The organism is Streptococcus australis, assembly GCF_901543175.1.
GTDB lineage: Bacteria > Bacillota > Bacilli > Lactobacillales > Streptococcaceae > Streptococcus > Streptococcus australis_A.
In genome coordinates this window covers 776,987-801,136 of the sequence record NZ_LR594040.1, presented here as the reverse complement: position 1 = coordinate 801,136, position 24,150 = coordinate 776,987, and the positions used below count along the sequence as shown (strand labels likewise).

General features: G+C 41.0%; 23 protein-coding genes, 2 tRNA genes and 1 pseudogene. 2 read left to right on the top strand and 24 right to left on the bottom strand.

All coding sequences use genetic code 11. The features are described 5' to 3' along the window. Positions 1-66: 66 nt before the first annotated feature. The 7 genes and pseudogenes from FGK98_RS03935 to gyrA form a co-directional block, all read right to left on the bottom strand. Positions 67-414, bottom strand: a complete 348-nt coding sequence (locus FGK98_RS03935) for a hypothetical protein (RefSeq protein ID WP_138100123.1) — start codon at positions 412-414, stop codon at positions 67-69. A gap of 122 nt (positions 415-536) precedes the next feature. After that, positions 537-878, bottom strand: a pseudogene (locus FGK98_RS10045) (hypothetical protein). Positions 879-915: 37 nt separating this feature from the next. Then, positions 916-1,119, bottom strand: coding sequence for a hypothetical protein (locus FGK98_RS03925; protein WP_138100121.1), 204 nt, complete (start codon positions 1,117-1,119; stop codon positions 916-918). A gap of 131 nt (positions 1,120-1,250) precedes the next feature. Next, the gene (locus FGK98_RS03920; protein WP_138100118.1) at positions 1,251-1,880 is read right to left on the bottom strand and encodes a hypothetical protein; all 630 of its coding nucleotides are present in this window, start codon (positions 1,878-1,880) and stop codon (positions 1,251-1,253) included. Between the two features lie 26 nt (positions 1,881-1,906). After that, complete coding sequence (locus FGK98_RS03915) at positions 1,907-2,323, bottom strand: hypothetical protein (RefSeq protein ID WP_138100117.1); 417 nt, start codon at positions 2,321-2,323, stop codon at positions 1,907-1,909. Between the two features lie 73 nt (positions 2,324-2,396). Beyond that, entirely contained in the window at positions 2,397-3,137 is a 741-nt protein-coding gene (locus FGK98_RS03910; RefSeq protein ID WP_138100115.1) for a class A sortase, read from the bottom strand. Further along, positions 3,137-5,605: a DNA gyrase subunit A gene (gene gyrA, locus FGK98_RS03905; protein WP_138100114.1), complete on the bottom strand. Its 2,469-nt coding sequence runs from the start codon at positions 5,603-5,605 to the stop codon at positions 3,137-3,139. Before gyrA ends, FGK98_RS03910 begins: the two co-directional genes overlap by 1 nt. A 194-nt stretch (positions 5,606-5,799) precedes the next feature. On the opposite strand from gyrA, the gene FGK98_RS03900 reads away from it, so the two are divergent. Further along, a complete protein-coding gene (locus FGK98_RS03900; RefSeq protein ID WP_000204722.1) occupies positions 5,800-6,786 on the top strand; it encodes an L-lactate dehydrogenase in 987 nt (328 codons plus the stop codon). Positions 6,787-6,916: 130 nt separating this feature from the next. Here FGK98_RS03900 and FGK98_RS03895 read toward each other — a convergent pair whose 3' ends face one another. After that, a complete protein-coding gene (locus FGK98_RS03895; protein WP_001284636.1) occupies positions 6,917-7,192 on the bottom strand; it encodes an HU family DNA-binding protein in 276 nt (91 codons plus the stop codon). Between the two features lie 107 nt (positions 7,193-7,299). Continuing rightward, positions 7,300-8,136, bottom strand: coding sequence for a DegV family protein (locus FGK98_RS03890; RefSeq protein WP_138100112.1), 837 nt, complete (start codon positions 8,134-8,136; stop codon positions 7,300-7,302). Between the two features lie 144 nt (positions 8,137-8,280). Here FGK98_RS03890 and FGK98_RS03885 point away from each other — a divergent pair, with 144 nt between their 5' ends. Further along, on the top strand, positions 8,281-9,135 hold the full coding sequence (locus FGK98_RS03885) for a YitT family protein (RefSeq protein ID WP_138100110.1): 855 nt from the start codon (positions 8,281-8,283) through the stop codon (positions 9,133-9,135). 20 nt (positions 9,136-9,155) lie between these two features. On the opposite strand, the gene FGK98_RS03880 is transcribed toward FGK98_RS03885, so the two are convergent. The 15 genes from FGK98_RS03880 to parC form a co-directional block, all read right to left on the bottom strand. Next, positions 9,156-10,553, bottom strand: a complete 1,398-nt coding sequence (locus tag FGK98_RS03880) for an APC family permease (RefSeq protein WP_138100109.1) — start codon at positions 10,551-10,553, stop codon at positions 9,156-9,158. A 126-nt stretch (positions 10,554-10,679) separates the two neighbouring features. Further along, positions 10,680-12,092 carry a Fe-S cluster assembly protein SufB gene (sufB, locus tag FGK98_RS03875; RefSeq protein ID WP_138100107.1) on the bottom strand — a complete coding sequence of 471 codons (1,413 nt, stop codon included), beginning with the start codon at positions 12,090-12,092 and terminating at the stop codon, positions 10,680-10,682. Between the two features lie 56 nt (positions 12,093-12,148). After that, a complete protein-coding gene (gene sufU / locus FGK98_RS03870) occupies positions 12,149-12,586 on the bottom strand; it encodes a Fe-S cluster assembly sulfur transfer protein SufU (protein ID WP_138100105.1) in 438 nt (145 codons plus the stop codon). Continuing rightward, on the bottom strand, positions 12,573-13,799 hold the full coding sequence (locus FGK98_RS03865) for a cysteine desulfurase (protein ID WP_138100103.1): 1,227 nt from the start codon (positions 13,797-13,799) through the stop codon (positions 12,573-12,575). Before FGK98_RS03865 ends, sufU begins: the two co-directional genes overlap by 14 nt. 10 nt (positions 13,800-13,809) lie before the next feature. After that, the gene (gene sufD / locus FGK98_RS03860) at positions 13,810-15,072 is read right to left on the bottom strand and encodes a Fe-S cluster assembly protein SufD (protein WP_138100101.1); all 1,263 of its coding nucleotides are present in this window, start codon (positions 15,070-15,072) and stop codon (positions 13,810-13,812) included. Positions 15,073-15,099: 27 nt separating this feature from the next. Then, a complete protein-coding gene (gene sufC / locus FGK98_RS03855) occupies positions 15,100-15,870 on the bottom strand; it encodes a Fe-S cluster assembly ATPase SufC (protein WP_000114489.1) in 771 nt (256 codons plus the stop codon). Between the two features lie 150 nt (positions 15,871-16,020). Next, the gene (locus FGK98_RS03850) at positions 16,021-16,215 is read right to left on the bottom strand and encodes a DUF3272 family protein (protein ID WP_138100099.1); all 195 of its coding nucleotides are present in this window, start codon (positions 16,213-16,215) and stop codon (positions 16,021-16,023) included. A 27-nt stretch (positions 16,216-16,242) separates the two neighbouring features. After that, positions 16,243-17,901: a DNA polymerase III subunit gamma/tau gene (gene dnaX, locus FGK98_RS03845; RefSeq protein ID WP_138100097.1), complete on the bottom strand. Its 1,659-nt coding sequence runs from the start codon at positions 17,899-17,901 to the stop codon at positions 16,243-16,245. Next, the gene (locus tag FGK98_RS03840; RefSeq protein ID WP_084937677.1) at positions 17,901-18,398 is read right to left on the bottom strand and encodes a GAF domain-containing protein; all 498 of its coding nucleotides are present in this window, start codon (positions 18,396-18,398) and stop codon (positions 17,901-17,903) included. The genes dnaX and FGK98_RS03840 overlap by 1 nt, the downstream gene beginning before the upstream one ends. Before the next feature lie 82 nt (positions 18,399-18,480). Continuing rightward, positions 18,481-19,683 (bottom strand): 30S ribosomal protein S1, encoded by a 1,203-nt coding sequence (gene rpsA / locus FGK98_RS03835; RefSeq protein WP_001001617.1) that lies wholly within the window; start codon positions 19,681-19,683, stop codon positions 18,481-18,483. A 162-nt stretch (positions 19,684-19,845) separates the two neighbouring features. After that, positions 19,846-19,917 (bottom strand) — tRNA-Gln (locus tag FGK98_RS03830). Positions 19,918-19,925: 8 nt separating this feature from the next. After that, positions 19,926-20,006, bottom strand: a tRNA-Tyr gene (locus FGK98_RS03825). A 49-nt stretch (positions 20,007-20,055) separates the two neighbouring features. Beyond that, positions 20,056-20,286, bottom strand: coding sequence for a DUF2969 domain-containing protein (locus FGK98_RS03820; RefSeq protein ID WP_138100095.1), 231 nt, complete (start codon positions 20,284-20,286; stop codon positions 20,056-20,058). A gap of 111 nt (positions 20,287-20,397) precedes the next feature. Next, positions 20,398-21,435 (bottom strand): branched-chain amino acid aminotransferase, encoded by a 1,038-nt coding sequence (locus FGK98_RS03815; protein ID WP_347233054.1) that lies wholly within the window; start codon positions 21,433-21,435, stop codon positions 20,398-20,400. A gap of 115 nt (positions 21,436-21,550) precedes the next feature. Continuing rightward, entirely contained in the window at positions 21,551-24,031 is a 2,481-nt protein-coding gene (parC, locus tag FGK98_RS03810) for a DNA topoisomerase IV subunit A (protein ID WP_138100092.1), read from the bottom strand. Positions 24,032-24,150: the final 119 nt, after the last annotated feature.

The window sequence follows — 24,150 nt, the reverse complement described above, 5'->3', positions numbered from 1 at the left end:
AGCCTTTCTTGTATACGTTTTCTACAAAGAAAATCAATGCATTGGGGAATTCCATAAATCTCTCCTTTACCCATTAACAGAAAAACATTCCAATGTTTCAAATTGATCATCCAAAAATTCAAACTCAAATAGGTGCCAGTCATCGAAGGTTTGCTCACAATAACTAACTGTTCCTTGATTGTAGTCAATGATAGGTTTCCCCAGCTTGTTCTTCACATCTTCCTCGCTGACTTCTCCATACATTTTCTTAAGATCAGCTAGCATGAAGTTGATAATTCTATTGAGATTTTCCTGATAATTTTTTGATAACAGTTCAACTTTATCTATAAAGTCACAATCAGGCTCCTCGTCCCAAACAAAGGTCACTCCCTCATGCTCATAAGTGTATTGCTGTAAACTCTCATCAAAATTCATTGTTCACTCTCCAAATCATTATCATTTACTAAAAATTTCTTAACATTAATCAAAATGTTCAAATGATTTCATAAAAATGTCTTCCACACACGCGTACGATAAAATAACAACACTTGCAATGATTAGAAGATATCATCATAATGTTCACTCGCTTGTTTCACAAACTCGAAAATGTTCAAAGATATGGTTTTCATTTCCAATGAACCTAATGCCCCCAAATCATTCATATAAATAGTGTCGTCAGAATCTTTCTTTATAAAAAAAGCGACATCCCCATCTTGCCCAATCAGGAAAAAATCAGGTTCCCACTCTTCTATTTGGTAGGTGGAGTTTCTTTATAGCAAATCTAGTCTTGAGTATAAGGTGATGCCTGTATTCTCTATTATCAACTCTCCGGCTTTGTCGATTTTACTCAAGAATTCTGCGTATAGGTTTGGAAGTACCAAGTCAATCTGATTATTCATTCTCAACTCCTCATCTATTTTTCCTACTGCGAAAGTCCTATATCTCATCTTCACTTAGTTCTCTAAAATGTAAAATATGATATCCAAAATAAGATTTCCCCGATTTTCCTATGAAGATTCCGTGTTCAGTCATATTGGCAATTTCTCCCAAGAATATCATAGGAAGATCCTTGTCAAATGGAAAACTACTTGTTATGTCTTCTTTGAGCGTAACTAAAGACTTTTCTCTTAACTGACTCATTATCTATCCTCTCTTATGCCAAGCATTCTTCGGTTTCTTACGATAAATCTTTCAACCTACTGACCAATTTCCTTTCACATTGAAAAGATACCATTAAAGTTGAATGATCATCTTACAAGCATCATACATTATCAAGTTTTATAGTTTTCGATTTCTTCTCTACTCATTCCTACAAGTTCTGTCGTCCACAAGCCCACAATGTCCGACAAGACTGAATCACAGGTATATTCTTCTTCACCGTCTATATACTTACAGGAAAAGACAGGCTTCCTTGTCGCCGCTTGATAAAATGCCATGGCTACTTTTTCTAGTTTTTGGGGATTGAAATCAAGTGATAGTTTTTGAGCCATATTTCCTCGTACCAGATCCCAATTTTCCTGCTTAACCTGATAGCTTTCTCGTATTTTAGACACATAGCCCCTACAAAATGCTTTCAATAAGTCTGTGTTCTGATAAAGATACCGACAGCTAAAATCCGAAATACAACCTGCGTGAAGTAGGAATGTCAGTAAGTCATCCAGACTTTCTGCTACTCTCCCCACTTGGCCCTCACTTCCGATAAAGCCTATGCTGTTATCTTCGAGAAAAACATATTCTCCCCCACTACCGTCTTGAGCAAAAGCCTTACAGGCAAGAGAGTACTCCTCATTGTTCCCTGAAAACTGGACTTCACTTATCTTGTCATAAAAATAAATATCACATTCAGTCATCAGTAAGGTCCTTAACTGTTCATTTTCTCTGACTTCTTGTAGCTTATCCATGATCATTCCTTTCTTAAACTAAACACTTATCCATCTATTACAATTCTAATATGGTAGTTTTTAGTTTCATTCTTTAGATTCCTCACAAGGAGATCATTCTGTTTTGATTTGCCACAGAAAAACGATAGGGGCTTTCTGTCTTTCTGTTCAATACACACATGATACCTTGCCCCATTCAATTTGATACTTTGAACACATTTGACATCAATCCTTCTGATGTCATTCAGAGGGATGATTCGCTTTGAAAACACATAGGCATTATGGATATAAAACCTGCCTTTGGCGATATGAAATGGGGAGAAAAAATTTCCACCACTACGACGGACAATTATAAAACGACGCCAAAGGATTAGTAAAAGAATAGCTGCCAATAAATAAATGGAAAAACTAAAGACAGGATTTTTCCACAACGTTTTCATTCCAATCCAAAGATATTCGAACATGCATTATTCTCCTTTGACCGACGGTTCTATTTGACAAAAACCAGTGAAAAATACAATTCACTGGTTTTTGAGGTTAATAACGTTGTTTATATGGCTGATTAAAGGCGCTTAGGATATCATCAGATGTTTCAGAATAAGCTTTAACTTCTTTAAAATCACCTTTAACAATAATCCGCTCTGTAGCATTATAGTCCACACAAGTTACCAGCGTAATCTCCTTAACTCCTTCACGATCCTCGATTTCATCTACCCGATCGGGGGTTACGTGCTTCACTTCACGAATCTCATAGGTGTATACTTTATCTTTATCAGTCAGATAAATCTTCATCCCCGCCTTGGCATTGACCAAAGGCGAAAAGAGCATCTGACTTGCATTTTCAGCAGTAAAGATATGGTGACTCGCTAGAGAATAGTTGCCCTCTCCCATTTTCTGATTTGCTTTCATGGTTCCTGCTCCGTAGAACAAGTTTACATTATCCAAACCTTTAAAAATAGGTAGGTTGATCTCTACTTCAGGAATGGCAATCCCTCCGATAACTGGAAGTTGCTGAGCATCCCACTGGGCAGCTAACACCGCTTCCGATGAAATGGATTTGACAGAATCAAAATCGAAATTTCCCTCTGTCTCTTTATTTTCCTCAATCTTTTCCTTAGTCACCTGACTGACTTGGTATTTATTGGTATTCCAAACCATAAAGATATCACGAATTTGAGCATTAAAAATCAAGGCAAGGGATAGAAGAATTAAAAATCCAGCTAAAATATTGATTAGTATATTTTTACGGTTATTCTTCTTCATTTTTCTGTGAGACATTATGCTTCACCCTCTGTTCTCTCTTCTGTTGCTACCTCTTCTTTTTCTGCTGCGGCAACCGTTGTGAAGGTCACAATCTTAGCATCCTGGTCTAGACGCATCACCTTCACTCCCATAGTTGAGCGTCCTGTTTGTGAAATATTGGCAACGTTTGTACGAATCATGACACCTGTATCTGTAATAATCATCAGGTCTTCATCACCTTTTACAGTGAGGAGGCCTGCAAGAGGACCATTCTTCTCAGCTACATTGGCCGTCTTCATCCCTTTACCACCACGGCCTTTAGTTGGGTATTCAGTAGCAAGAGTACGTTTACCATAACCTTTTTCAGTGATGATAAGAACTTCGTCTTGGTTTGTAATCACGCTAGCACCAACTACTGTGTCACCCTCACGAAGATTGACTCCTCGGACACCCGTGGCGATACGACTCATCCCACGAACAGCTGACTGATTAAAGCGAACAGCATAACCAAACTTGGTACCAATGATAATATCCGTGTCTTCTTCTGTCAATAGAACATTAATCAACTCATCTTCATCTTTGAGATTCAAGGCTTTAAGTCCATTTTGACGAATATTGGCAAATTCTTTGACACTGGTTCTCTTCACGACACCGTGACGAGTTGTGAAGAAAAGATAAGCATCATCACTACGCTCAGACTCAACGTTGATGATGGTCTGAATACTCTCGCCTTCGTCTAACTTCAAAAGATTGACAACTGGCAAGCCCTTGGCTGTACGACCATATTCAGGAATTTCGTAGCCTTTAAGGCGATAAACACGTCCTTTATTGGTAAAGAAGAGTAGATGATCATGAGTGCTGGTTGAAACCAACTCACGAACAAAGTCATCATCCTTAACCCCAGTACCTTGGACTCCACGACCACCACGTTTTTGGGCAGTGAACTCACCTTGGTCCAGACGTTTGATGTATCCCTTGTTAGAGAGAGTAATCAAGACATCCGTCTCCTCAATCAAGTCTTCGTCCTCAAGAGTCAATACCTCTCCGACCATTAATTCAGTACGGCGCTTGTCACCAAATTTGCGTTTGACTTCATCTAATTCTTCTTTGATGATTTGAGCCACGCGCTCAGGTTTAGCAAGAATATCTGCCAAATCAGCAATCAAGGCAATCAATTCATCATATTCAGACTGAATCTTATCACGTTCCAATCCTGTCAAACGACGAAGACGCATATCAAGGATAGCTTGACTTTGACGTTCAGAAAGCTTGAACTTGCTCATCAACTCAGCTTGCGCTTCCGCATCGGTTTCACTAGCTCGAATAATTCGAATTACTTCGTCGATGTGATCTAGCGCGATTAAAAGACCTTCTAAGATATGTGCACGCGCTTCTGCTTTTTCCTTGTCAAAACGTGTACGACGAACAACTACTTCTTTTTGGTGCTCAATATAAGCATCCAGAATTTGACGAAGAGACAAGATCTTTGGCACGCCATTCTGAATCGCCAGCATATTGAAACCAAAATTGGTTTGCATCTGGGTCATCTTGAAGAGATTGTTAAGGATAACATTTGCGGAGGCATCGCGTTTGACTTCGATAACGAAACGAACCCCTTCACGGTTGGATTCATCACGGACTGCAGTAATGCCCTCAATCCGTTTTTCCTGAACCAAGCGAACAATATGCTCATGCACCTTGGTTTTATTAACCATGTAAGGAAACTCTGTTACGACAATTCGTTCACGGCCAGTCTTAGTGGTTTCAATCTCTGTACGAGAACGAAGGACAATCGAACCTTTACCAGTTTCATAGGCCTTATGAATACCTGATTTCCCCATAACAAGGGCACCAGTTGGAAAATCTGGACCAGGCAAAACTTCCATCAAGTCCTTAGTAGTCACATCTGGATTGTCCATGACTAGCTTCACAGCATCAATGGTTTCACCGAGGTTGTGAGGAGGAATGTTGGTAGCCATCCCTACGGCAATCCCAGTTGCCCCATTGACCAAAAGGTTTGGAAAACGAGCTGGCAAAACCAAGGGTTCACGTTCATTGGCATCGTAGTTGTCTACAAAATCAACTGTATTTTTATTGATATCACGAAGCATTTCAAGAGCAATCTTGCTCATACGCGCCTCAGTATACCGCTGCGCGGCAGCACCGTCTCCATCCATAGAACCAAAGTTCCCATGCCCATCGACAAGCATGTAACGGTAGCTCCACCACTGGGCCATACGGACCATGGCTTCGTAAATAGAGGAATCCCCGTGTGGGTGGTATTTACCCATAACATCCCCTGTGATACGGGCTGATTTTTTATGAGGTTTGTCTGGAGTAACACCTAGTTCATTCATTCCGTAAAGAATACGGCGGTGAACAGGCTTCAAGCCATCTCGAACATCAGGAAGAGCACGCGCTACGATAACACTCATGGCGTAATCGATAAAACTGGTCTTCATCTCCTTTGTCAGATTGACATTCACTAAATTTTTATCCTGCATTAATAAATGCCTCATTTCACTATTAGTAATTAGATATATTATACCATAAAATGTCCTTTATTTCAGGCTTCTGAAACTACTAAAACGTTTACATCTATAACCGAATAGAATATTCGTGACAAAGCTTTTTAAAAGTGATAGAATGAAAGTGTCTGGGGATTCCCCTAAAAAAAAATGAAGGAGATGTTTAGATAATGACTTCAACTAAACAACACAAAAAAGTGATCCTTGTTGGTGACGGTGCCGTAGGTTCATCTTACGCTTTCGCACTTGTTAACCAAGGAATTGCACAAGAGCTTGGAATTATCGAAATTCCACAATTACACGAAAAAGCTGTTGGTGATGCGCTTGACCTTAGTCACGCCCTTGCCTTCACTTCACCTAAAAAAATCTACGCTGCTCAATACTCTGACTGTGCAGACGCTGACCTTGTTGTTATCACTGCAGGTGCTCCTCAAAAACCAGGTGAAACTCGCCTTGACCTTGTAGGTAAAAACTTGGCTATCAACAAATCAATTGTAACACAAGTTGTTGAATCAGGTTTTGATGGTATCTTCCTTGTTGCTGCTAACCCAGTTGACGTTTTGACTTACTCAACTTGGAAATTCTCTGGATTCCCTAAAGAACGTGTTATCGGTTCAGGTACTTCACTTGACTCAGCTCGTTTCCGTCAAGCACTTGCTGAAAAATTGGATGTTGATGCTCGTTCAGTTCACGCCTACATCATGGGTGAACACGGAGATTCTGAATTTGCGGTTTGGTCACATGCCAACATCGCTGGTGTAAACCTTGAAGAATTCCTTAAAGACACTCAAAACGTTCAAGAAGCTGAATTGATTGAATTGTTCGAAGGTGTTCGTGACGCTGCCTACACAATCATCAACAAAAAAGGAGCTACATACTATGGTATCGCCGTGGCACTTGCTCGTATCACAAAAGCAATCCTTGATGACGAAAATGCAGTACTTCCACTTTCAGTCTTCCAAGAAGGTCAATACGGTGTTAAAAACGTCTTTATCGGTCAACCAGCTGTTGTTGGTGCACACGGTATTGTTCGTCCAGTAAACATCCCATTGAACGACGCTGAAACACAAAAAATGCAAGCATCTGCAAAAGAATTGCAAGCAATTATTGATGAAGCATGGAAAAACCCTGAGTTCCAAGCAGCTTCTAAAAACTAATTAAAAGAAGGTTCTCATCTCATGAGAGCCTTTTTCTTTTTGCACAGAACGATAAAATCATATTTTCCAAAACAAAAAAGCCTATCAACCAAGCAATGAAGCTTGATACAATAGGCTTTTTCTAAATTCATTATTTAACAGCGTCTTTAAGAGCTTTACCAGCTTTGAATGCTGGAACTTTAGAAGCTGCGATTTTGATTTCTTTACCAGTTTGTGGGTTGCGACCTTTACGTGCAGCACGCTCACGAACTTCAAAGTTACCGAAACCGATCAATTGAACTTTTTCACCAGCTGCAAGGTATTCAGTTACTGCTGCGAATACAGCGTCAACTGCAGCTGCTGAATCTTTCTTAGTCAATTCTGTAGCTTCTGCTACTTTAGCGATCAAATCTTGTTTGTTTGCCATGTTAATAATTCCTCCAAATAATTTCTAATTAACAAATATAATCATATCCTAAAATCGCCCACAGGTCAAGTCAAAAACGCTATTTCTACCGATTTTTCTCTATTTTTTTAGGAATGATATCGAACTAAGATAGCCCATGCATTTTCGCCCGTATGCGTCTGAATGATAGAGCCCGTTTCCAGTACTGAGATTGGTTTTTCAACATAAGTTTGTAAAAGATTCTTCATCTCATTAGCCCATTCATTGGTACCAGCGTAGGATATTCCAATTTCTGCAACGGATTTATGAGAGAGGGTCTCTGCTAGTTCATCAAGCCATTTTTTAAATGTCTTAGCACCGCGCCCCTTTACAATAGGTTGCAGTTCATGATTCTTCATTTGCATCACAACTCGAATATTCAAAAGAGAGCTCAGCAAACCTGTCACACGTCCGATACGTCCACCCTTAACTAGGTTTTCTAATGTTGAAACACCGATATAGAGTTCCGTATGATTCTTGACGTCTTCTACATGAGCTAGGATAGTTTCCAAATCTTTTCCTTCTTTAGCAAGTTTAGCAGCTTCAACAACTTGAAACTTCATCGCCTGATCTGTAAAAGAACTATCAATAACCGTTACATCAGCAGTTGAGAGACTTGCCCCTTGGCGAGCAGCTTCAACAGTTCCTGACAAGGCGTGGGACATGTGAATAGCGAGAATCTGACTACCGTCTTTACCTAGTTCTTCAAAAACCTCAGCAAAGACTCCCACTGGGGGCTGACTGGTTTTCGGCAGATTCTTACTCTCTTGCATAAGATGAAGGAACTCCCCTTCTTTCAAATCTGCGTCTGAATAAAGCACACTATCAATCATAACGGATAGTGGAACAACCGTAATATTTAACTCTTTAACTACTTCTGGTTCGATGGTGACAGAAGAATCTGTTACAATTTTTACTTGTGTCATATCTTCAATCTTTCTATTCTTCTCAATAAGATAGTGATTTATCACCTTTATTATACCAAAAAATTGCAAAAAAATCATAAGAGATCCAATTAAAACACCTGAAAATTTGGTATAATCTATCTATAGAAAAAGCGAGGGAGAATCATGATTCGAAAAGTTCAGCCTATTATCACTATCATACTTGGGGCAGCTATTTATGCCTTTGGCCTTACCTACTTTGTAGTTCCCTATCATCTATTTGAGGGTGGTGCGACAGGTATCACACTAATTACCTTCTATCTCTTTAAAATTCCAGTCTCACTGATGAACCTCTTGATCAATATTCCTTTATTTATCCTAGCCTGGAAAATATTTGGTCCTAAAACTCTCTACACCAGTCTCTTGGGGACTATCTCCCTTTCAGTATGGCTTGCTGTCTTTGAAAGAATTCCTTTACAGTTTGACCTACAAGGTGATCTCATTATCGTTTCGCTGGTTTCTGGTGTTTTACTGGGAGTCGGTCTAGGAATTATTTTTAATGCGGGAGGGACTACTGGTGGTTCTGATATTGTTGCCCGTATCCTCAACAAATACACTAATATTTCGATTGGTAAATTGCTCTTTGGGATTGACTTTTTTATCCTAATGTTGATTTTAATTATCTTCCAAGATCTTCGTCTCGTTACCTATACTCTCTTGTTTGACTTTATCATCGCTCGTGTTATCGACTTGATAGGTGAAGGGGGCTATGCTGGTAAAGGATTTATGATTATCACTCAGTATCCTGAGCAATTGGCTGATAAAATCAATGAAGAACTAGGACGTGGTGTGACCTATATCTCTGGTCAGGGCTACTACAGTAAGAAAGATTTGAAAATCATTTATTGTATCGTCGGTCGAAATGAAATCGTTAAAATGAAAGATATGATTCACCATATAGATCCTCGAGCCTTTATTACCATCACAGAAGCTCATGAAATTCTTGGTGAAGGATTCACTTTCAAAAAAGAAAATAAATAAAAGCTGGGAAATCCCAGCTTTTATTTTTCTTCAGAAAGTGTAGAATGACGATAGCCATAAGTAAAGTAAATCACTAGCCCAACCGCCAAAGCAAGGGCAAAGGCAATCCATGTTTCCTTGGTGTACTGAAGCATAAAGGAAAGACAGATAAGAATGGAAAGGATTGGCAAAAGTGGCACTAAAGGAGTTTTGAATTCTCCTTCTTTAGGCATCCCCTTATCTTTTCTGAGCTTGATAATACCGTAGGCTAGTAAGATGAGATAGGCTAGTGTACAGATATTTAGAAAGGCAGCAATACTAGCCAAGGGGAAAATACCCGCAGCAATGGCTGAGGCAACTCCTGTTAAGATGGTCGCATTCTTTGGAACTCGGCTGCTTTTACTTAGTTGTTTAAAACCTCGAGGTAATAGCCCATCACGTGCTAGGCTGTAAATCATTCGAGACAGAGCGTAGGTCATAGAAATACATACGGTTATCAAAGTTAGAATGGCTACCAGTGAAACATAGTTGGCTGCCCAGCCAATTCCGATACTACGCAATGAGAAGGCCACTGCATCGTCCACATTGAGTTGGCTATAGTGAACAACCCCAGTCAATACTAAGGTTACCAAAGCATAGAGAATAGTGACGATTGACAGAGAAAGGACAATTCCTCGAGGAACATTCTTTTGCGGACTTTGAATTTCATCAACTGCCATGGAAATCGACTCAAAACCGAGAAAACCAAAGAACATCAAAGAGGCTCCTGCCATAATCCCAGTACTTCCGCCATAAAGCTGACCAAAGCCAAAGGGCGCAAAATTTGACCAATTTTCAGGTTTGATATGCCAAATCCCAACTAGGATAAACAAAGCGAGAGCAGAGAATTTCAAGACCACTAGCAGCGAATTAAAGCGCAAGGCTGCCTTGGAATTCAATAAGACTACTCCTGTTACCAAAGCAAGCACCAAAATAGGTAAAAGGTCGATATAGGTGCCTTGTTCGGGATTAAAAGTGCCATTTAAGGCTTGGGGCATGGAGATACCATAATTACTGAGTAAGCCCTTAAAGTAAGCTGCCCAGCCAGACGCCACACCCGATATGGCTGTCATGAATTCCATGATGGTCAACCAGCCGGCAATCCAAGCTGGTAATTCTCCTAAGATCGCATAGAGATAACTATAAGCTCCTCCTGTTGCAGGCACACGAGAGGCGAATTCAGCAAAAAAGAGGGCTGATAAAGAAACACATAGGGCAGAAATCACAATGGAAATCACTAGTGATGGACCAGCTAGTGTAGCTGCTGCTGTTCCTGTAATGGTGAAAATTCCCGTTCCCACCATGGCACCAATTCCTAGTAAAATCAAATCCCATAATTTCAAATGGCGACGCATTTCCGTTCGTCCCAGACTAACATCCTTAGTTCTAAAAATATTCATCCTTCATCTCCACTAAATGTAATTGTTTTATTTTACCACATAAAAGTATTTTTGTGAATATTTATTAGGTTCTTTTTTGAAAAAAATTCTGAACAGGAAGACTTCCTGTTCAGATTCTGCATATTTTTACCCAACAGACCCTTCCATTTCATAGCTAATCAAGCGATTGAGCTCAACTGCGTATTCCATTGGAAGTTCTTTTGTGAAGGGCTCGACAAATCCCATGACAATCATCTCGGTTGCCTCAGATTCTGATAAACCACGGCTCATGAGGTAGTAGAGTTGTTCTTCTGAAATCTTAGAAACCTTGGCTTCGTGTTCCAAAGCAACTTGCGAGTTATGAATTTCATTAAATGGAATGGTATCTGACGCTGATAAGTCATCCATGATAATGGTATCACACTCGATGTGAGAAACAGATTTCTTAGAGTTCTTGTTAAAGGTTACTTGTCCACGGTAGTCTACCTTACCACCGCCTTTAGCGATAGACTTAGACACGATAGACGAGCTTGTATGTGGAGCGTTGTGGATCATCTTAGCCCCTGTGTCTTGGTGTTGCCCTGCATTGGCAAAGGCGATAGAGAGCATGGTACCGCGCGCTCCTTCTCCATCAAGATAAACAGATGGGTATTTCATGGTCGTCTTAGCACCCAAGTTTCCATCGATCCACTCAACAGTCGCATCTTTCATTGCTTTAGCACGTTTGGTTACCAAGTTATAGACGTTATCAGACCAGTTTTGGATGGTTGTATAACGCATGTAGGCTCCGTCCAAAGCAAAAATTTCTACAATGGCGGCGTGCAAGCTGTTGCTTGAGTAAGTTGGTGCTGTACATCCTTCTACATAGTGTACACTTGCTCCCTCATCAACGATAATCAAGGTACGTTCAAACTGACCTGTATTCTCGTTGTTGATACGGAAGTAAGTTTGAAGCGGAATATCAACCTTGACCCCTTTTGGTACGTAGATAAAGGTTCCACCTGACCATACTGCTGAGTTGAGGGCTGCCAACTTGTTATCAGTCGGCGGGACCAACTTAGCGAAGTATTGTTTAAACAAGTCTGGGTATTCCTTGAGGGCAGAATCTGTATCTGTAAAGATAATTCCTAACTTCTCAAACTCTTCCTTCATGTTGTGGTATACCACTTCTGACTCGTACTGGGCAGAGGCCCCTGCTAGATAAGCACGTTCAGCTTCTGGAATCCCGATACGTTCAAAGGTTTCTTTGATTTTTTCAGGAACTTCATCCCAAGAACGAGCTGGTTTGTCAGATGGTTTTTGGTAGTAGATCAAATCATCAAAGTCAATCTCTGACAAGTCTGCTCCCCAAGTTTGCATAGGCATTTTCTTGAAGGTTTCATAAGACTTCAAACGGAACTCCAACATCCACTCAGGCTCACCCTTAGCAGCAGATAATTCACGAATAACACCTTCGTTGAGTCCTTTTCCTGTCGATAGGACAGGCTCTACATCATCATGGAAACCAAATTTATATTCACCAAGGTCAATTGGTTTTGGTTCTACTCTTTCTTCAGCCATAATATCCTTTCTTTCTTCATTTCTAATGATTTATAAGACAAAAGAAACTTGTCTTATCAGTTATCTTGATTTTCAATTGTCTTCTTAAGGGCGTTCCAAGCTAGGGTTGCACACTTTATTCTTTGAGGAAATTTGGCAACACCTGATAAGAAGGCCGCGTCTCCAAGTTGGTCTTGACGTTCATCCTTTTGCCCTTGAACCATTTCAGAAAAAATAGTCGCAAGTTCTAAAATTTCTTGTTTGGTTTTTCCTAAAACGGCATCTGTCATCATACTAGCAGAGGCAGTTGAGATGGTACAACCCGAGTTTAGAAAAGCAATATCCTCTAAACGATTCTCTGCATCAAACTTGACAGAGAGGTTGATAACATCTCCACAAGTCGGATTGTTGAGACTGATTTGTTCAGCGTCTTCTAACTTCCCTTGATGATGTGGATTTTTCGAATGGTCTGCTACCACTGCCATATAAAGGCTATCTAGTTTAGAAAGTGCCATTGAAAAACTCCTTTGTCTTTTGTAAGGCATCGACTAGCTTATCGCAATCTGCCTTGGTATTGTAGATATAAAAACTTGCGCGAGCTGTTGCTGGGACTTCTAAATATTGGAGCAAGGGTTGGGCACAATGATGACCCGCACGAACAGCTACTCCTTCATAATCCAGAGCCGTAGCAAGATCGTGAGGATGGAGATCGCCTAGGTTAAAGGCAATGACACCCGAACGTTGAGCCAAGTCCTGAGAACCATAAATGTTCAAACCTTCAATTGCCTGCAGTTTTGGATAGACGTAGGCTATCAGTTCCTGTTCATGAGCTTCAATGGCATCCATACCAATGTTTTCAAGATAATCCACTGCAGCAGCAAGTCCGATGGCACCAGCCATGTTAGGAGTTCCAGCCTCGAATTTCCAAGGCAATTCCTTCCAACTAGCAGATTGTTCATAAACGAAATCAATCATTTCGCCGCCAAATTCTACTGGTGACATTTGTTCCAGATACTTCTCTTTGCCGTAAAGGACACCGATACCAGTCGGACCAGCCATCTTGTGACCTGAAAAGGCAAAGAAATCTACATCCAAGTCATGGACATCAATCTTCATATGTGGCGTAGATTGAGCACCATCCACTACCATGATAGCTCCAACTTGGTGGGCTAATTGAGTGATTTCTTTGATCGGATTGACCACACCAAGAACATTAGAGGCATGAGCTAGCGAAACAAATTTAACCTTGTCCGTCAATTTAGCCTGCAAATCCTCCATATCCAAGACACCGTCCTTGAGATAGACATAGACAAGCTCTGCTCCAGTCTTGCGGCAAGCCTCCTGCCAAGGAATGATATTGGAATGGTGTTCCATGACAGAAATCAAAACTTGATCTCCCTCAGTCAGGATTTCCTCAGCAAAGCGAGCTACCCAGTTAAGACTGGTTGTCGTTCCTCTGGTAAAGAGAACTTCCTTTGTAGAGCCTGCATTGATAAACTTACGAATGGTTTCACGCGCAGCTTCATAAGAAGCTGTTGCTCGCTCAGCCAAGGTATGAACACCACGGTGAACGTTGGCATTGTCTTTCTCATAGTAGCGGTTAATCGTTTCAAGAACTGCTAGTGGTTTTTGTGTCGTCGCAGCATTGTCCAGATAGACCAGAGGTTCATCGTTGACAATCTGGTCCAAAATTGGAAAATCCTTGCGAATCGCTTCTACATCTAACATAGGCTTCCCCTTAGCGTTTTGACAATTTTTCTTCGATAGTTGCTATCATTTCATCACGAACTTCCTTGACTGGAATCTCCACGATAACAGAGCCAAGGAAACCACGAACAACCAAGCGTTCTGCAGTTGCCTTATCCAAGCCACGGCTCATGAGGTAGTACATGTCTTCAGGATCTACCTGACCGATAGAAGCTGCGTGACCTGCAGTTACGTCATTTTCATCAATCAAAAGAATTGGGTTGGCATCTGAACGAGCTTGGTCTGAAAGCATGAGAACGCGACTTTCTTGTTGGGCATCTGCTCCTTTAGCTCCCTTGATGATGTGACCTATACCGTTGAAGGTCAAGGTTGCTTTCTCAAGAATAACCCCGTGTTGGAGAATATTTCCGATAGAGTTACAACCGTAGTTTGTTACGCGAGTGTCAATCCCTTGCACCTGACGGCCACTTGAAAGAGCTACGACCTTGAGGTCAGCATGGCTACCATTCCCAATCAAGTCGCTATCAAAGTCAGCAACGACGTTTCCTTCGTTCATGACACCAATCGCCCAGTCAATGCTTGCATCGTTGCCTAGTTTACCACGACGGCTAATGTAGGCAGTAACATTTTCTCCTAGACGGTCAATCGCAGCAAATTTCACTTGAGCGCCAGAACGTGCAATGACTTCCACTGTGATATTGGCAGTTGCTTTTGCACTACCTTCGCCACGTGACTCTAAACGTTCAAGATAGCTTATTTTAGAGTTTTTACCAGCAATGATGAGGATATGCTTGTTAAATGGCACATCGCTATCGCTATCTTGGTAGAAAATCCCTTCGATTGGCTTTGCAATCTCAACATTATCGGGAATGTAGAGAACAGCACCACTATTGAAATAAGCTGTGTGGTAGGCTGCTAATTTATCATCGTCATATTTGACAGATGACATGAAGAACTCCTCAATAAGTTCTGGAATTTCTTCTAAAGCTGAGTGAAAATCTGTAAAGACAACACCTTGTTCAGCTAACTCAACTGGGATTTGTTCAAAAACAGTTTGGGTTCCTACTTGAACCAATTTCAAGTGATTGTCTAGAGCTGTAAAATCTGGAACATTTGCTGATGGTTCACTTTCTGTAATGGTTCCATCCCCCAGATTCCAACGGTGGAATTTGACACGCTCAATAACTGGTAATTCCAAACTCTCAATCTTATCAAAAGCTTTTTGACGGAGGTCTGACAACCAGCTTGGTTCAGCGTGCATTTCTGAAAAAAGTTTAATAGTTTCTTTAGTCATTTACTTCTCCTAAAAGATACGAGGGAATTACAATTCTTCCTTGTAGTCATAGCCAAGTTCTTCAGCTAGTTTAGCGTATCCTTCACGTTCCAAACGGGCAGCCAATTCTGGGCCACCAGAAAGGACAACACGACCTTCCATCATCACGTGTACCACGTCTGGTGTGATGTAGTTCAAAAGACGTTGGTAGTGAGTGATAATCATAGCACCAAAACCTTCACCACGCATGGCATTGACACCTTTAGAGACAACTTTAAGGGCATCAATGTCAAGACCTGAGTCAATCTCATCCAAAAGGGCAAAAGTTGGTTCCAACATCAAGAGTTGAAGAATTTCATTACGTTTTTTCTCACCACCAGAGAATCCTTCGTTGAGGTAACGCTCTGCCATTTCTTCTTTCATGTTGAGCAATTCCATTTTCTCGTCTAGTTTAGTGATAAACTCACGAACTGAAATCTTTTCATCGTCTTCTTTACCAGCATTCATAGCTGCACGAAGAAATTCAGCGTTGGTAATTCCAGGGATTTCAGATGGGTATTGCATAGCAAGGAAAAGTCCCATACGTGCACGCTCGTCTACTTCCAATTCAAGGATATTTACACCGTCAAACAAGACTTCACCTTTGGTAACTTCATAGTTAGGGTTCCCCATGATAGCGGCTGAAAGAGTCGATTTACCAGTACCATTTGGTCCCATGATAGCTGCGATTTCTCCTGTTTTTAGAGTCAGGTTGACTCCTTTCAAAATTTCTTTTCCTTCAATCTCAACGTGAAGATCTTTGATCTCTAATACTGACATGATAGTTCCTTTCTTTTTCAAACATTTTGCTCAATACTTTAGGAAATTGCTTACAATCCCTAAAAAATAGGACAAAAGGTCAATAAATATACTCTACTAGTATAACAAAAAAAAGCCTAAAAGGCTTTGATTTTGTCTAGAAGCTGAGGACTAATCCTTGCGGTTTAAGTGTTGATCAATAGCGTCTACAATTTTTCCCATCACGTAACTTAACCTAAAGTTTCGAAAGAGTAAAATCGCCCAAAAAGCTGCCATAACATAGCGACCAGCCATTAAAGATTCATTGAAAAAATAGGTCTCAGCAGCCGTGAATAACGCTATTATGATAAATTGTTGTCTATTCATAAGATTATTGTATCATGAAATCCATTTTTAGTCTTCTTCGACCATGACTTTATCAGCTAGAAATTCAAATCCTTCTGGAATCAAGTTCTCTTCTTCTACCTCTTGATCTGCTTGAGAAGACTTGTTTTTAGCTGAAAATGCTGCACGAACCTCTTTCCATTCCTCAAGGGAAATTGCCAGGATTTCAGGTGAAAATCCAGCCGCCTGGCTAAGAATATTGCCAAACATGGTATTGAGGTTATCCCGTTTCATGGTTTGACCAGCATTGAAATTAGACTCAAAGGCTAAAATAGCATGGTGTTCATTAGCCGCAACTGGTTGAGAACCTACGAGAAGAGCCTTATCAGGTCCAGCTAAACTCTCAATCACTTCTCCCCACGCATTCTGGAGGCGAATTAAGTTTTGACGTGCCAAATCAGGACTTTCGACAGCTTCTTGCAGGATAGACTGAACTTTGTTGCGATCCACTCGATAGACTGTCTTGGAAGTGGCTGGACGACTAGGAACTGGCGCAACTTGTTTAGGAGCTGTGCCTACATTAGCAAGTTCTTGTTTGAGACGGGCGACTTCCTGTCTCAGTGCAGAAATTTCACTTTCAACAGCTCCTGAAATCGAAGATTCAGACTTGATTTCCGCTAAACGAATGGTCATCATCTCAGCGTAAATCTTAGGTTGCAAGCTGGCCTTCATATCTGCCAAACTCACTGTCGCTAGACGAATCATTTCAAAGAGTCTTTCCTGAGACAGAGCTAGATTGTCCATAAAAACTGAACTATGATGAGTATTTTCGCCACCTGTCTGAACAACCAGTAGATCACGCAAATACTGCAAGAGATCCGTCACAAAACGAGTCATACTCTTGCCATTTTCAAACAACATGTTCAAAGAATCAAGAGCTTTTGGTACATCCTGCTGGGATAAGGCCGCTACATAATCATCTAGAGCTGATAAACTAATAGTACCTGTAATCTCCTCAGAGATAGCTGTAGTTAAAGCATTCCCTTGTGTCAAACTCAAGGCTTGATCCAGAATAGACAAGGCATCCCGCATCCCACCTTCAGCCCGTCTAGCGATAATTTCCACAGCCTCTGGTTCAGAACTGATATTCTCTTTTTGCAAAATTGTTAGGATATGCTCTTTAATATCTTGCGTTCTAATCGATTTAAACTCAAAACGTTGGACGCGCGATAAAATAGTTGCTGGAATCTTGTGCAATTCAGTAGTCGCCAAAATAAAGACAACGTTCTGGGTTGGTTCTTCTAGGGTCTTCAAAAGCGCATTAAAGGCTCCGGTAGACAGCATATGAACCTCGTCTATGATATAGACCTTATAACGTGCTAAACTAGGAGCGTAGGTAGATTTATCACGAATTTCTCGAATTTCATCGACTCCGTTATTCGAAGCTGCATCCATTTCGATAACATCTTCTAGGCTACCTTCTGTCACTGCCTGGCAAATATAACAGTTATTACATGGTTCTCCGTCCACTTGGTTCGGGCAGTTCATGGCTTTGGCAAAAATCTTGGCTACACTGGTTTTACCAGTTCCACGAGGGCCTGAGAAAAGATAAGCATGACTAATCTTTTCCTGATCGACCGCCTGTTTTAGGGTTTTAGCCACAACCTCTTGTCCGACTAATTGTGAAAAAGTTTGGCTTCTATATTTTCGATAAAGTGCTTGATACATTAGGCTTTCTCCTCAAACATCGTAAAGTCCCATTCTGTCTTCTCAAGCAAAATAGCGACAAATTGTTCCAAGTAATCACGATCAATAGCATTGTAATCATCAATCAGAGAAGAGTCTAAATCTAATACACCGACTAATCTTCCATTCTTAAGCATAGGAACTACGATTTCACTCTTGGCATGACCATCACAAGCAATATAGTTTGGATAGGTGCTCACATCGCCAACTAAAACAGTCTCCTGAAACTCAGCAGCTTCTCCACACACGCCTTTTCCAAGCGGGATTCGAATGCAAGAAACGCCACCCTGAAAAGGACCTAAAACCAACTCACTTCCATCAAACAGATAAAAACCTGCAAATACAGTATTCGGAAAGCGAGATTTTAGAAGGGCACTAGCATTCGAAAGATTGGCAAGAACATTGCTCTCACCTTCAAGTAAATAAGAGAGTTCCTCATTTAACAATTGATATTGTGATTGTTTTTCTGAATCTAACATAGAACTATTATATCAAAAATGAGAAAGAGACAAAAGAAAAATCCCTTGTTTTAAACAAAGGATTTTATGATTATCAATTTGATTAAAGTTCGATATCACCGAACAAGTCAGCCATTGAGAATCCAGTTTGTGTTTCTGGAAGTTCGAAATCACGTTTTTCTTGACGTTTTGGACGACGTGGACGAGCAGCACGTTTTTCTTCTTTTTGTCCTTCTTCTTGAGCTGGACGTTCTTCAAGAGCTTTGATAGAAAGTGATACACGTTCTGCGTCAGCGTTAACATCAAGGACTTTAACAGTAACTTCTTGACCAACAGTAAGAGCTTCTTTTGGATTTTCAATACGTTTGTGTGAAATTTGAGATACGTGAACAAGTCCATCGATACCTGGCAATACTTCAACAAATGCACCAAAGTCAGTCAAACGTTTAACTGTTCCTTCTACTACATCACCTTTAGCCAATTTTTGCTCAACGCCATCCCATGGTCCAGGTGTTGTTGCTTTAAGTGAAAGTGATACGCGTCCTTCTTCTTCGTTAAGATCAAGGATCTTCACTTCGATTTCTTCACCAACAGTTACAACTGATTTAGGTGAAACGTTACGTTCGTGTGACAATTCAGTCAAGTGAACCAATCCGTCAACACCACCAAGGTCGATGAAAGCACCAAAGCTTGTGATACGAGCAACTTTACCAGTTACAACATCACCAACAGCCAATTTACCGAACACTTCAGCACGAGCTGCTGCAGTAGCTGCTTCAACAACTTCACGACGCGAAAGGATGAAGCGGTTTTCTTTAGGATCAACTTCTTTGATTTTAGCATCAAATTCTTGACCTACAAAACGCTCAGTGTTACGTACGAAACGAGTATCCAACATTGAAGCTGGGATGAATCCACGAACACCTTCAAATTCTACTGAAAGTCCACCTTTAACGGCACGAGTTCCTTTAACAGTAACAACTTCTTCTTCGCGTCCTACAAGTTTGTCCCATGCTTTGCGAGCTTCAAGGCGTTTTTTAGATACAAGGTATGTAACTGTATCAGTATCTTTACCAACTACTTGACGAAGTACAAGAACATCCAATACTTCTCCTACTTTCACAAAGTCATTGATATCTGCATCGCGATCGTTTGTCAATTCGCGAAGAGTCAAGACACCTTCAACACCAGTCCCAGAGATTGCAACGTTAGCTTGAGTCGCATCAACTGTCAATACTTCAGCACTAACAACATCACCAGGCTCAACTTGGCTAACGCTATTTAGCAAATCTTCAAATTCGTTCATCTAAAAAATCCTCCAACAATCAAGTCTTTTCCAAAACTTGACATACTTATAATTTTTTTCCTAAGCACCCGCAAGAACATGTTCATATCGTTCACGTCTTTCAATATAAAAATAAAATACCCTAAGATATTTTCTTTTTATCTTGAATTTATTACCTAAGAACTGGGGTAGCTGGATTCGAACCAACGCATGAGGGAGTCAAAGTCCCTTGCCTTACCGCTTGGCTATACCCCATTGATGAATGGAGAGAGAGGGATTCGAACCCCCGAACCCGAAGGAGCGGATTTACAGTCCGCCGCGTTTAGCCTCTTCGCTATCTCTCCAATGTTTAACGATAACTATTATATCATGAAATTTTCAATAAAACAAGTATTATTTTGTCAAATTATAGTTTTCAATCAAAATTTCCACAGCTTTTTCAAGTTTTTTATAAAAACTATCGACATTTCCATTCTTTATGATGGCAAATTGACTATCTAATTCGGCAATTTCACCGATAGCCTTTTTCCCGATCGTCAAAACGTAACCTTCATAACTGTCTTTTCCAACAGTCACTTTTGCATCTGTTAATTGAATTTCAATTTTCTTATCTTTTTTACTCATACTTTACCTCTTTTCACTTTTTCTATTGTACAGGAAAATGCTCAAACTAGCAAGAAAAAACTCCATTTCAGCCCTTACAACTGTATGGAGTTTCTCTTTACTTTGTGTCGTTTAGTCTACTTTGACAATCCATCCCTCTGGTGCTTCAACATCACCGAATTGGATACCAGTCAATTCGTCATAGAGTTTACGTGTAACAGGACCTACTTCTGTTTCACTATAGAAAACATGGAATTCATCATCATGTTGGATGCCCCCAATTGGAGAGATAACTGCTGCTGTTCCACAAGCACCTGCCTCTACAAACCGATCCAAATTGTCAATCGGAACATCACCTTCAATTGGTGTCAAGCCCAAGCGGTGTTCTGCCAAGTAAAGCAATGAGTACTTGGTAATAGATGGCAAGATAGAAGGGCTTAATGGCGTTACAAATTCGTTGTCGGCTGTAATTCCAAAGAAATTGGCTGATCCGACTTCCTCAATCTTGGTGTGGGTAGCTGGATCTAGGTAGATAACATCTGAAAAATTACGTGATTTTGCCATTTTACCTGGTAGAAGACTGGCAGCATAGTTTCCTCCAACCTTAGCCGCACCTGTACCATTTGGCGCTGCACGGTCGTATTCATCTTGAATCAAGAAATTAGTTGGAACCAAGCCACCTTTAAAGTAATTTCCGACTGGCATGGCAAAGATCGTGAAAATATACTCCTCTGCAGGTTTTACCCCGATGATGTCTCCAACACCAATCAAAAGCGGACGGAGATAGAGGGTTCCACCCGTTCCGTATGGTGGTACGTATTCTTCATTCGCACGAACAACTGCCTTACAAGCTTCCACAAACATCTCAGTTGGGACTTGAGGCATCAAAAGACGGTCGCAAGTACGTTGCAAACGCTTGGCATTTTCGTCAGGACGGAACAGTTGAACACTGCCATCCTTGGTACGATAGGCTTTCAAACCTTCAAACGCTTGTTGTCCATAGTGGAGACTTGGAGACGACTCTGAAATATGCAAGGTTGCATCCTCTGTCAATTCTCCTTGATCCCATTGACCATTTTTGTAGTGAGCGATATAACGGTAAGGTAATTTCATATAAGCAAATCCAAGGTTTTCCCAATCAATTGCAACTGTCATGTGTTTCTCCTTTATACTATTCAAACTATGTGTTCTATTCTACACTTTTCTAGTAAAATTTCAAGTATTATTTGTAATTTTCTGAAAATTTTTTCAACACAAAGAAATCAGCCCTCTGGACTGATTCTTTTTATGGATTGTCTTTACCTTCTTTATAGACTTCTTTGAGGTAAGCATCGAAAACTTCTTCATCTGAAATGGTGTCTGATATAAAGCTTCCATTGCTAGTGCGTTCTGACAAGTTCAAATCTTGCAATCGGCTTTCATAGATTGTCCCCTTGTTAGATTGGACAAGCAGAGTTTGGTCGTTTTCTTCTACTTCTGTACTAAAGAGATCACCAATGAAGCCTTGTTCTGCAACTGCTCCTGCCAAGAAGACACGATGTGGTTTGTTTTTTAACTCACGCAAGACTTGTAGTCCTCGTTTGGCACGGCTGGTTGCTGGAATTTCGTCAATAGAAACACGTTTTAAACTACCACGTTGGGTCAAGAGGTAGAAGGATGAGGTGTTACAGATAAAGGCAGCCTGAAGCACATCATCTGCTTTCAGGTTCATGGCCTTGACACCCGCAGCCTTGGCACCGACAACCGGAACCTCTTCGATATTGAAACGAAGGGCATAACCGTTTTGACTAATCAAGAGAACATCATCTAGTTTAATCGGAGCTACTGCTACAATCTGGTCTGTCTCGTCTTTGAGCTTAGCATACTTGACAGACTTAGACTTATAGGTTCTCCATGGAGAGAATTCTTTGCGTTCTACTCTCTTGATTTGACCAAGACGAGTTGCAGCAAAGTAGGTGGTCGCATCTTCAAACTGATCTACCACTTCTGCATAAAGGATTTCTTCGTTAGTTTCAACGTTGGTAATAGACTGGCTCAGATGCTCTCCGATATCCTTCCAGCGAATATCTGCCAATTCGTGGATTGGTCGATAGATGACATTCCCAAGAGTTGTAAACATCAAGAGGTGCTGGGTTGTCTTGGCAGATTGTACAAAAATTAAACGATCATCATCACGTTTGCCAATTTCTTCCAGCGTTGAAGCTGCGAAGGAACGTGGGCTGGTACGTTTGATATAGCCAGCCTTGGTCACACTAACGTAGGTATCTTCCTCAGCAATCAAACTAGCTGTATCAATCTCAATTACATTTGCTGTATCTTCTAAAGCACTCAAACGTGGAGTCGCAAATTTCTTCTTGACCTCACGGAGTTCTTTCTTCATGAGATTGTACATAGTCCGTTCATCACCGATAATGGCCGCAAGCATGGCAATTTTTTCACGAAGTTCTGCTTCTTCTTCCTGCAAGACAACCACGTCTGTATTGGTCAAACGGTACAGTTGCAAGGTAACGATGGCCTCAGCCTGCTCTTCTGTAAAATCATAGCTAACCTTGAGGTTTTCCTTAGCGTCAGCCTTATTCTCAGAAGCTCGGATAAGGGCAATGACTTCATCTAAAATAGAGATGACACGAATCAAACCTTCCACGATATGGAGACGTTTTTCAGCCTTTTCCTTGTCAAAGCGGGAACGCGCCAAAATCACTTCACGGCGGTGGGCAATGTAGCTAGACAAGATTGGAACAATCCCGACCTGACGAGGTGTGAAATTGTCAATCGCCACCATGTTAAAGTTGTAGTTGATTTGCAGGTCAGTGTATTTGAAGAGATAGTTAAGAACCAGCTCGGTATTAGCGTCTTTCTTGAGTTCGATAGCAATGCGAAGACCGTCACGGTCAGATTCATCACGAACTTCGGCAATCCCAGCAACCTTGTTATTGACACGAACATCATCAATTTTCTTGACCAGATTGGCCTTATTGATTTCATAAGGAATCTCAGTGATAACGATTTGCTCCTTACCACCTTTTAACTTTTCAATCTCCGTCTTAGAACGAACGACCACGCGCCCTTTCCCAGTTTCATAGGCCTTCTTGATTTCGTCTCGCCCTTGGATGATTCCTCCCGTTGGGAAGTCTGGTCCAGGCAAGAATTCCATGAGTTTATCAACCTTGGCAGTCGGATGGTCAATCATATAGACTGTGGCATCAATAACCTCAGCCAAATTATGGGGTGGAATATCTGTGGCATATCCAGCCGAAATCCCAGTTGAACCATTGACCAGAAGGTTTGGAAATGCTGCTGGTAAGACAGTTGGCTCTTTCTCGGTATCGTCAAAGTTCCAAGCAAAGGGAACTGTCTTTTTCTCGATATCTTGAAGAAGGTAACCAGCAATCTCAGACAAACGCGCCTCGGTATAACGCATTGCCGCAGGCGGATCTCCATCCATAGAACCGTTATTACCGTGCATTTCAACTAGAATCTCACGGTTCTTCCAGTCCTGTGACATACGAACCATGGCATCATAGATAGAACTATCACCGTGTGGGTGGAAATTCCCCATGATGTTCCCGACAGACTTGGCAGACTTACGGTAACTCTTGTCAAAAGTATTGCCATCCTTATTCATCGAATAAAGAATGCGACGCTGAACCGGCTTCAATCCATCACGAATATCTGGCAAAGCCCGATCTTGAATGATGTACTTGGAGTAGCGACCAAAGCGCTCTCCCATGATGTCCTCCAGGGACATGTTTTGGATATTACTCATATAAGATACAAAGGGACGATTCGGCGTGCCGAAAATTTCTGTAGAAAAATAGGAAATCGATGCAGGGTTCGATGACCCCAAAGCGATTTATCTTTTTTCCTAAGTCTTAGTCCCATGTT

Excerpts from the sequence above, each read along its gene's own strand:
- FGK98_RS03850 (WP_138100099.1), bottom strand. The coding sequence starts at position 16,215 with ATGAATAGACAACAATTTATCATAATAGCGTTATTCACGGCTGCTGAG.
- FGK98_RS03880 (WP_138100109.1), bottom strand. The coding sequence starts at position 10,553 with ATGAATATTTTTAGAACTAAGGATGTTAGTCTGGGACGAACGGAAATG.
- FGK98_RS03885 (WP_138100110.1), top strand. The coding sequence starts at position 8,281 with ATGATTCGAAAAGTTCAGCCTATTATCACTATCATACTTGGGGCAGCT.
- FGK98_RS03865 (WP_138100103.1), bottom strand. The coding sequence starts at position 13,799 with ATGTTAGATGTAGAAGCGATTCGCAAGGATTTTCCAATTTTGGACCAG.
- rpsA (WP_001001617.1), bottom strand. The coding sequence starts at position 19,683 with ATGAACGAATTTGAAGATTTGCTAAATAGCGTTAGCCAAGTTGAGCCT.
- FGK98_RS03820 (WP_138100095.1), bottom strand. The coding sequence starts at position 20,286 with ATGAGTAAAAAAGATAAGAAAATTGAAATTCAATTAACAGATGCAAAA.
- FGK98_RS03935 (WP_138100123.1), bottom strand. The coding sequence starts at position 414 with ATGAATTTTGATGAGAGTTTACAGCAATACACTTATGAGCATGAGGGA.
- FGK98_RS03920 (WP_138100118.1), bottom strand. The coding sequence starts at position 1,880 with ATGGATAAGCTACAAGAAGTCAGAGAAAATGAACAGTTAAGGACCTTA.
- dnaX (WP_138100097.1), bottom strand. The coding sequence starts at position 17,901 with ATGTATCAAGCACTTTATCGAAAATATAGAAGCCAAACTTTTTCACAA.
- FGK98_RS03915 (WP_138100117.1), bottom strand. The coding sequence starts at position 2,323 with ATGTTCGAATATCTTTGGATTGGAATGAAAACGTTGTGGAAAAATCCT.
- sufC (WP_000114489.1), bottom strand. The coding sequence starts at position 15,870 with ATGTCAGTATTAGAGATCAAAGATCTTCACGTTGAGATTGAAGGAAAA.
- sufU (WP_138100105.1), bottom strand. The coding sequence starts at position 12,586 with ATGGCACTTTCTAAACTAGATAGCCTTTATATGGCAGTGGTAGCAGAC.
- FGK98_RS03925 (WP_138100121.1), bottom strand. The coding sequence starts at position 1,119 with ATGAGTCAGTTAAGAGAAAAGTCTTTAGTTACGCTCAAAGAAGACATA.
- FGK98_RS03840 (WP_084937677.1), bottom strand. The coding sequence starts at position 18,398 with ATGTTAGATTCAGAAAAACAATCACAATATCAATTGTTAAATGAGGAA.
- sufD (WP_138100101.1), bottom strand. The coding sequence starts at position 15,072 with ATGACTAAAGAAACTATTAAACTTTTTTCAGAAATGCACGCTGAACCA.
- sufB (WP_138100107.1), bottom strand. The coding sequence starts at position 12,092 with ATGGCTGAAGAAAGAGTAGAACCAAAACCAATTGACCTTGGTGAATAT.
- FGK98_RS03900 (WP_000204722.1), top strand. The coding sequence starts at position 5,800 with ATGACTTCAACTAAACAACACAAAAAAGTGATCCTTGTTGGTGACGGT.
- gyrA (WP_138100114.1), bottom strand. The coding sequence starts at position 5,605 with ATGCAGGATAAAAATTTAGTGAATGTCAATCTGACAAAGGAGATGAAG.
- FGK98_RS03910 (WP_138100115.1), bottom strand. The coding sequence starts at position 3,137 with ATGTCTCACAGAAAAATGAAGAAGAATAACCGTAAAAATATACTAATC.
- FGK98_RS03895 (WP_001284636.1), bottom strand. The coding sequence starts at position 7,192 with ATGGCAAACAAACAAGATTTGATCGCTAAAGTAGCAGAAGCTACAGAA.
- FGK98_RS03890 (WP_138100112.1), bottom strand. The coding sequence starts at position 8,136 with ATGACACAAGTAAAAATTGTAACAGATTCTTCTGTCACCATCGAACCA.
- parC (WP_138100092.1), bottom strand. The coding sequence starts at position 24,031 with ATGAGTAATATCCAAAACATGTCCCTGGAGGACATCATGGGAGAGCGC.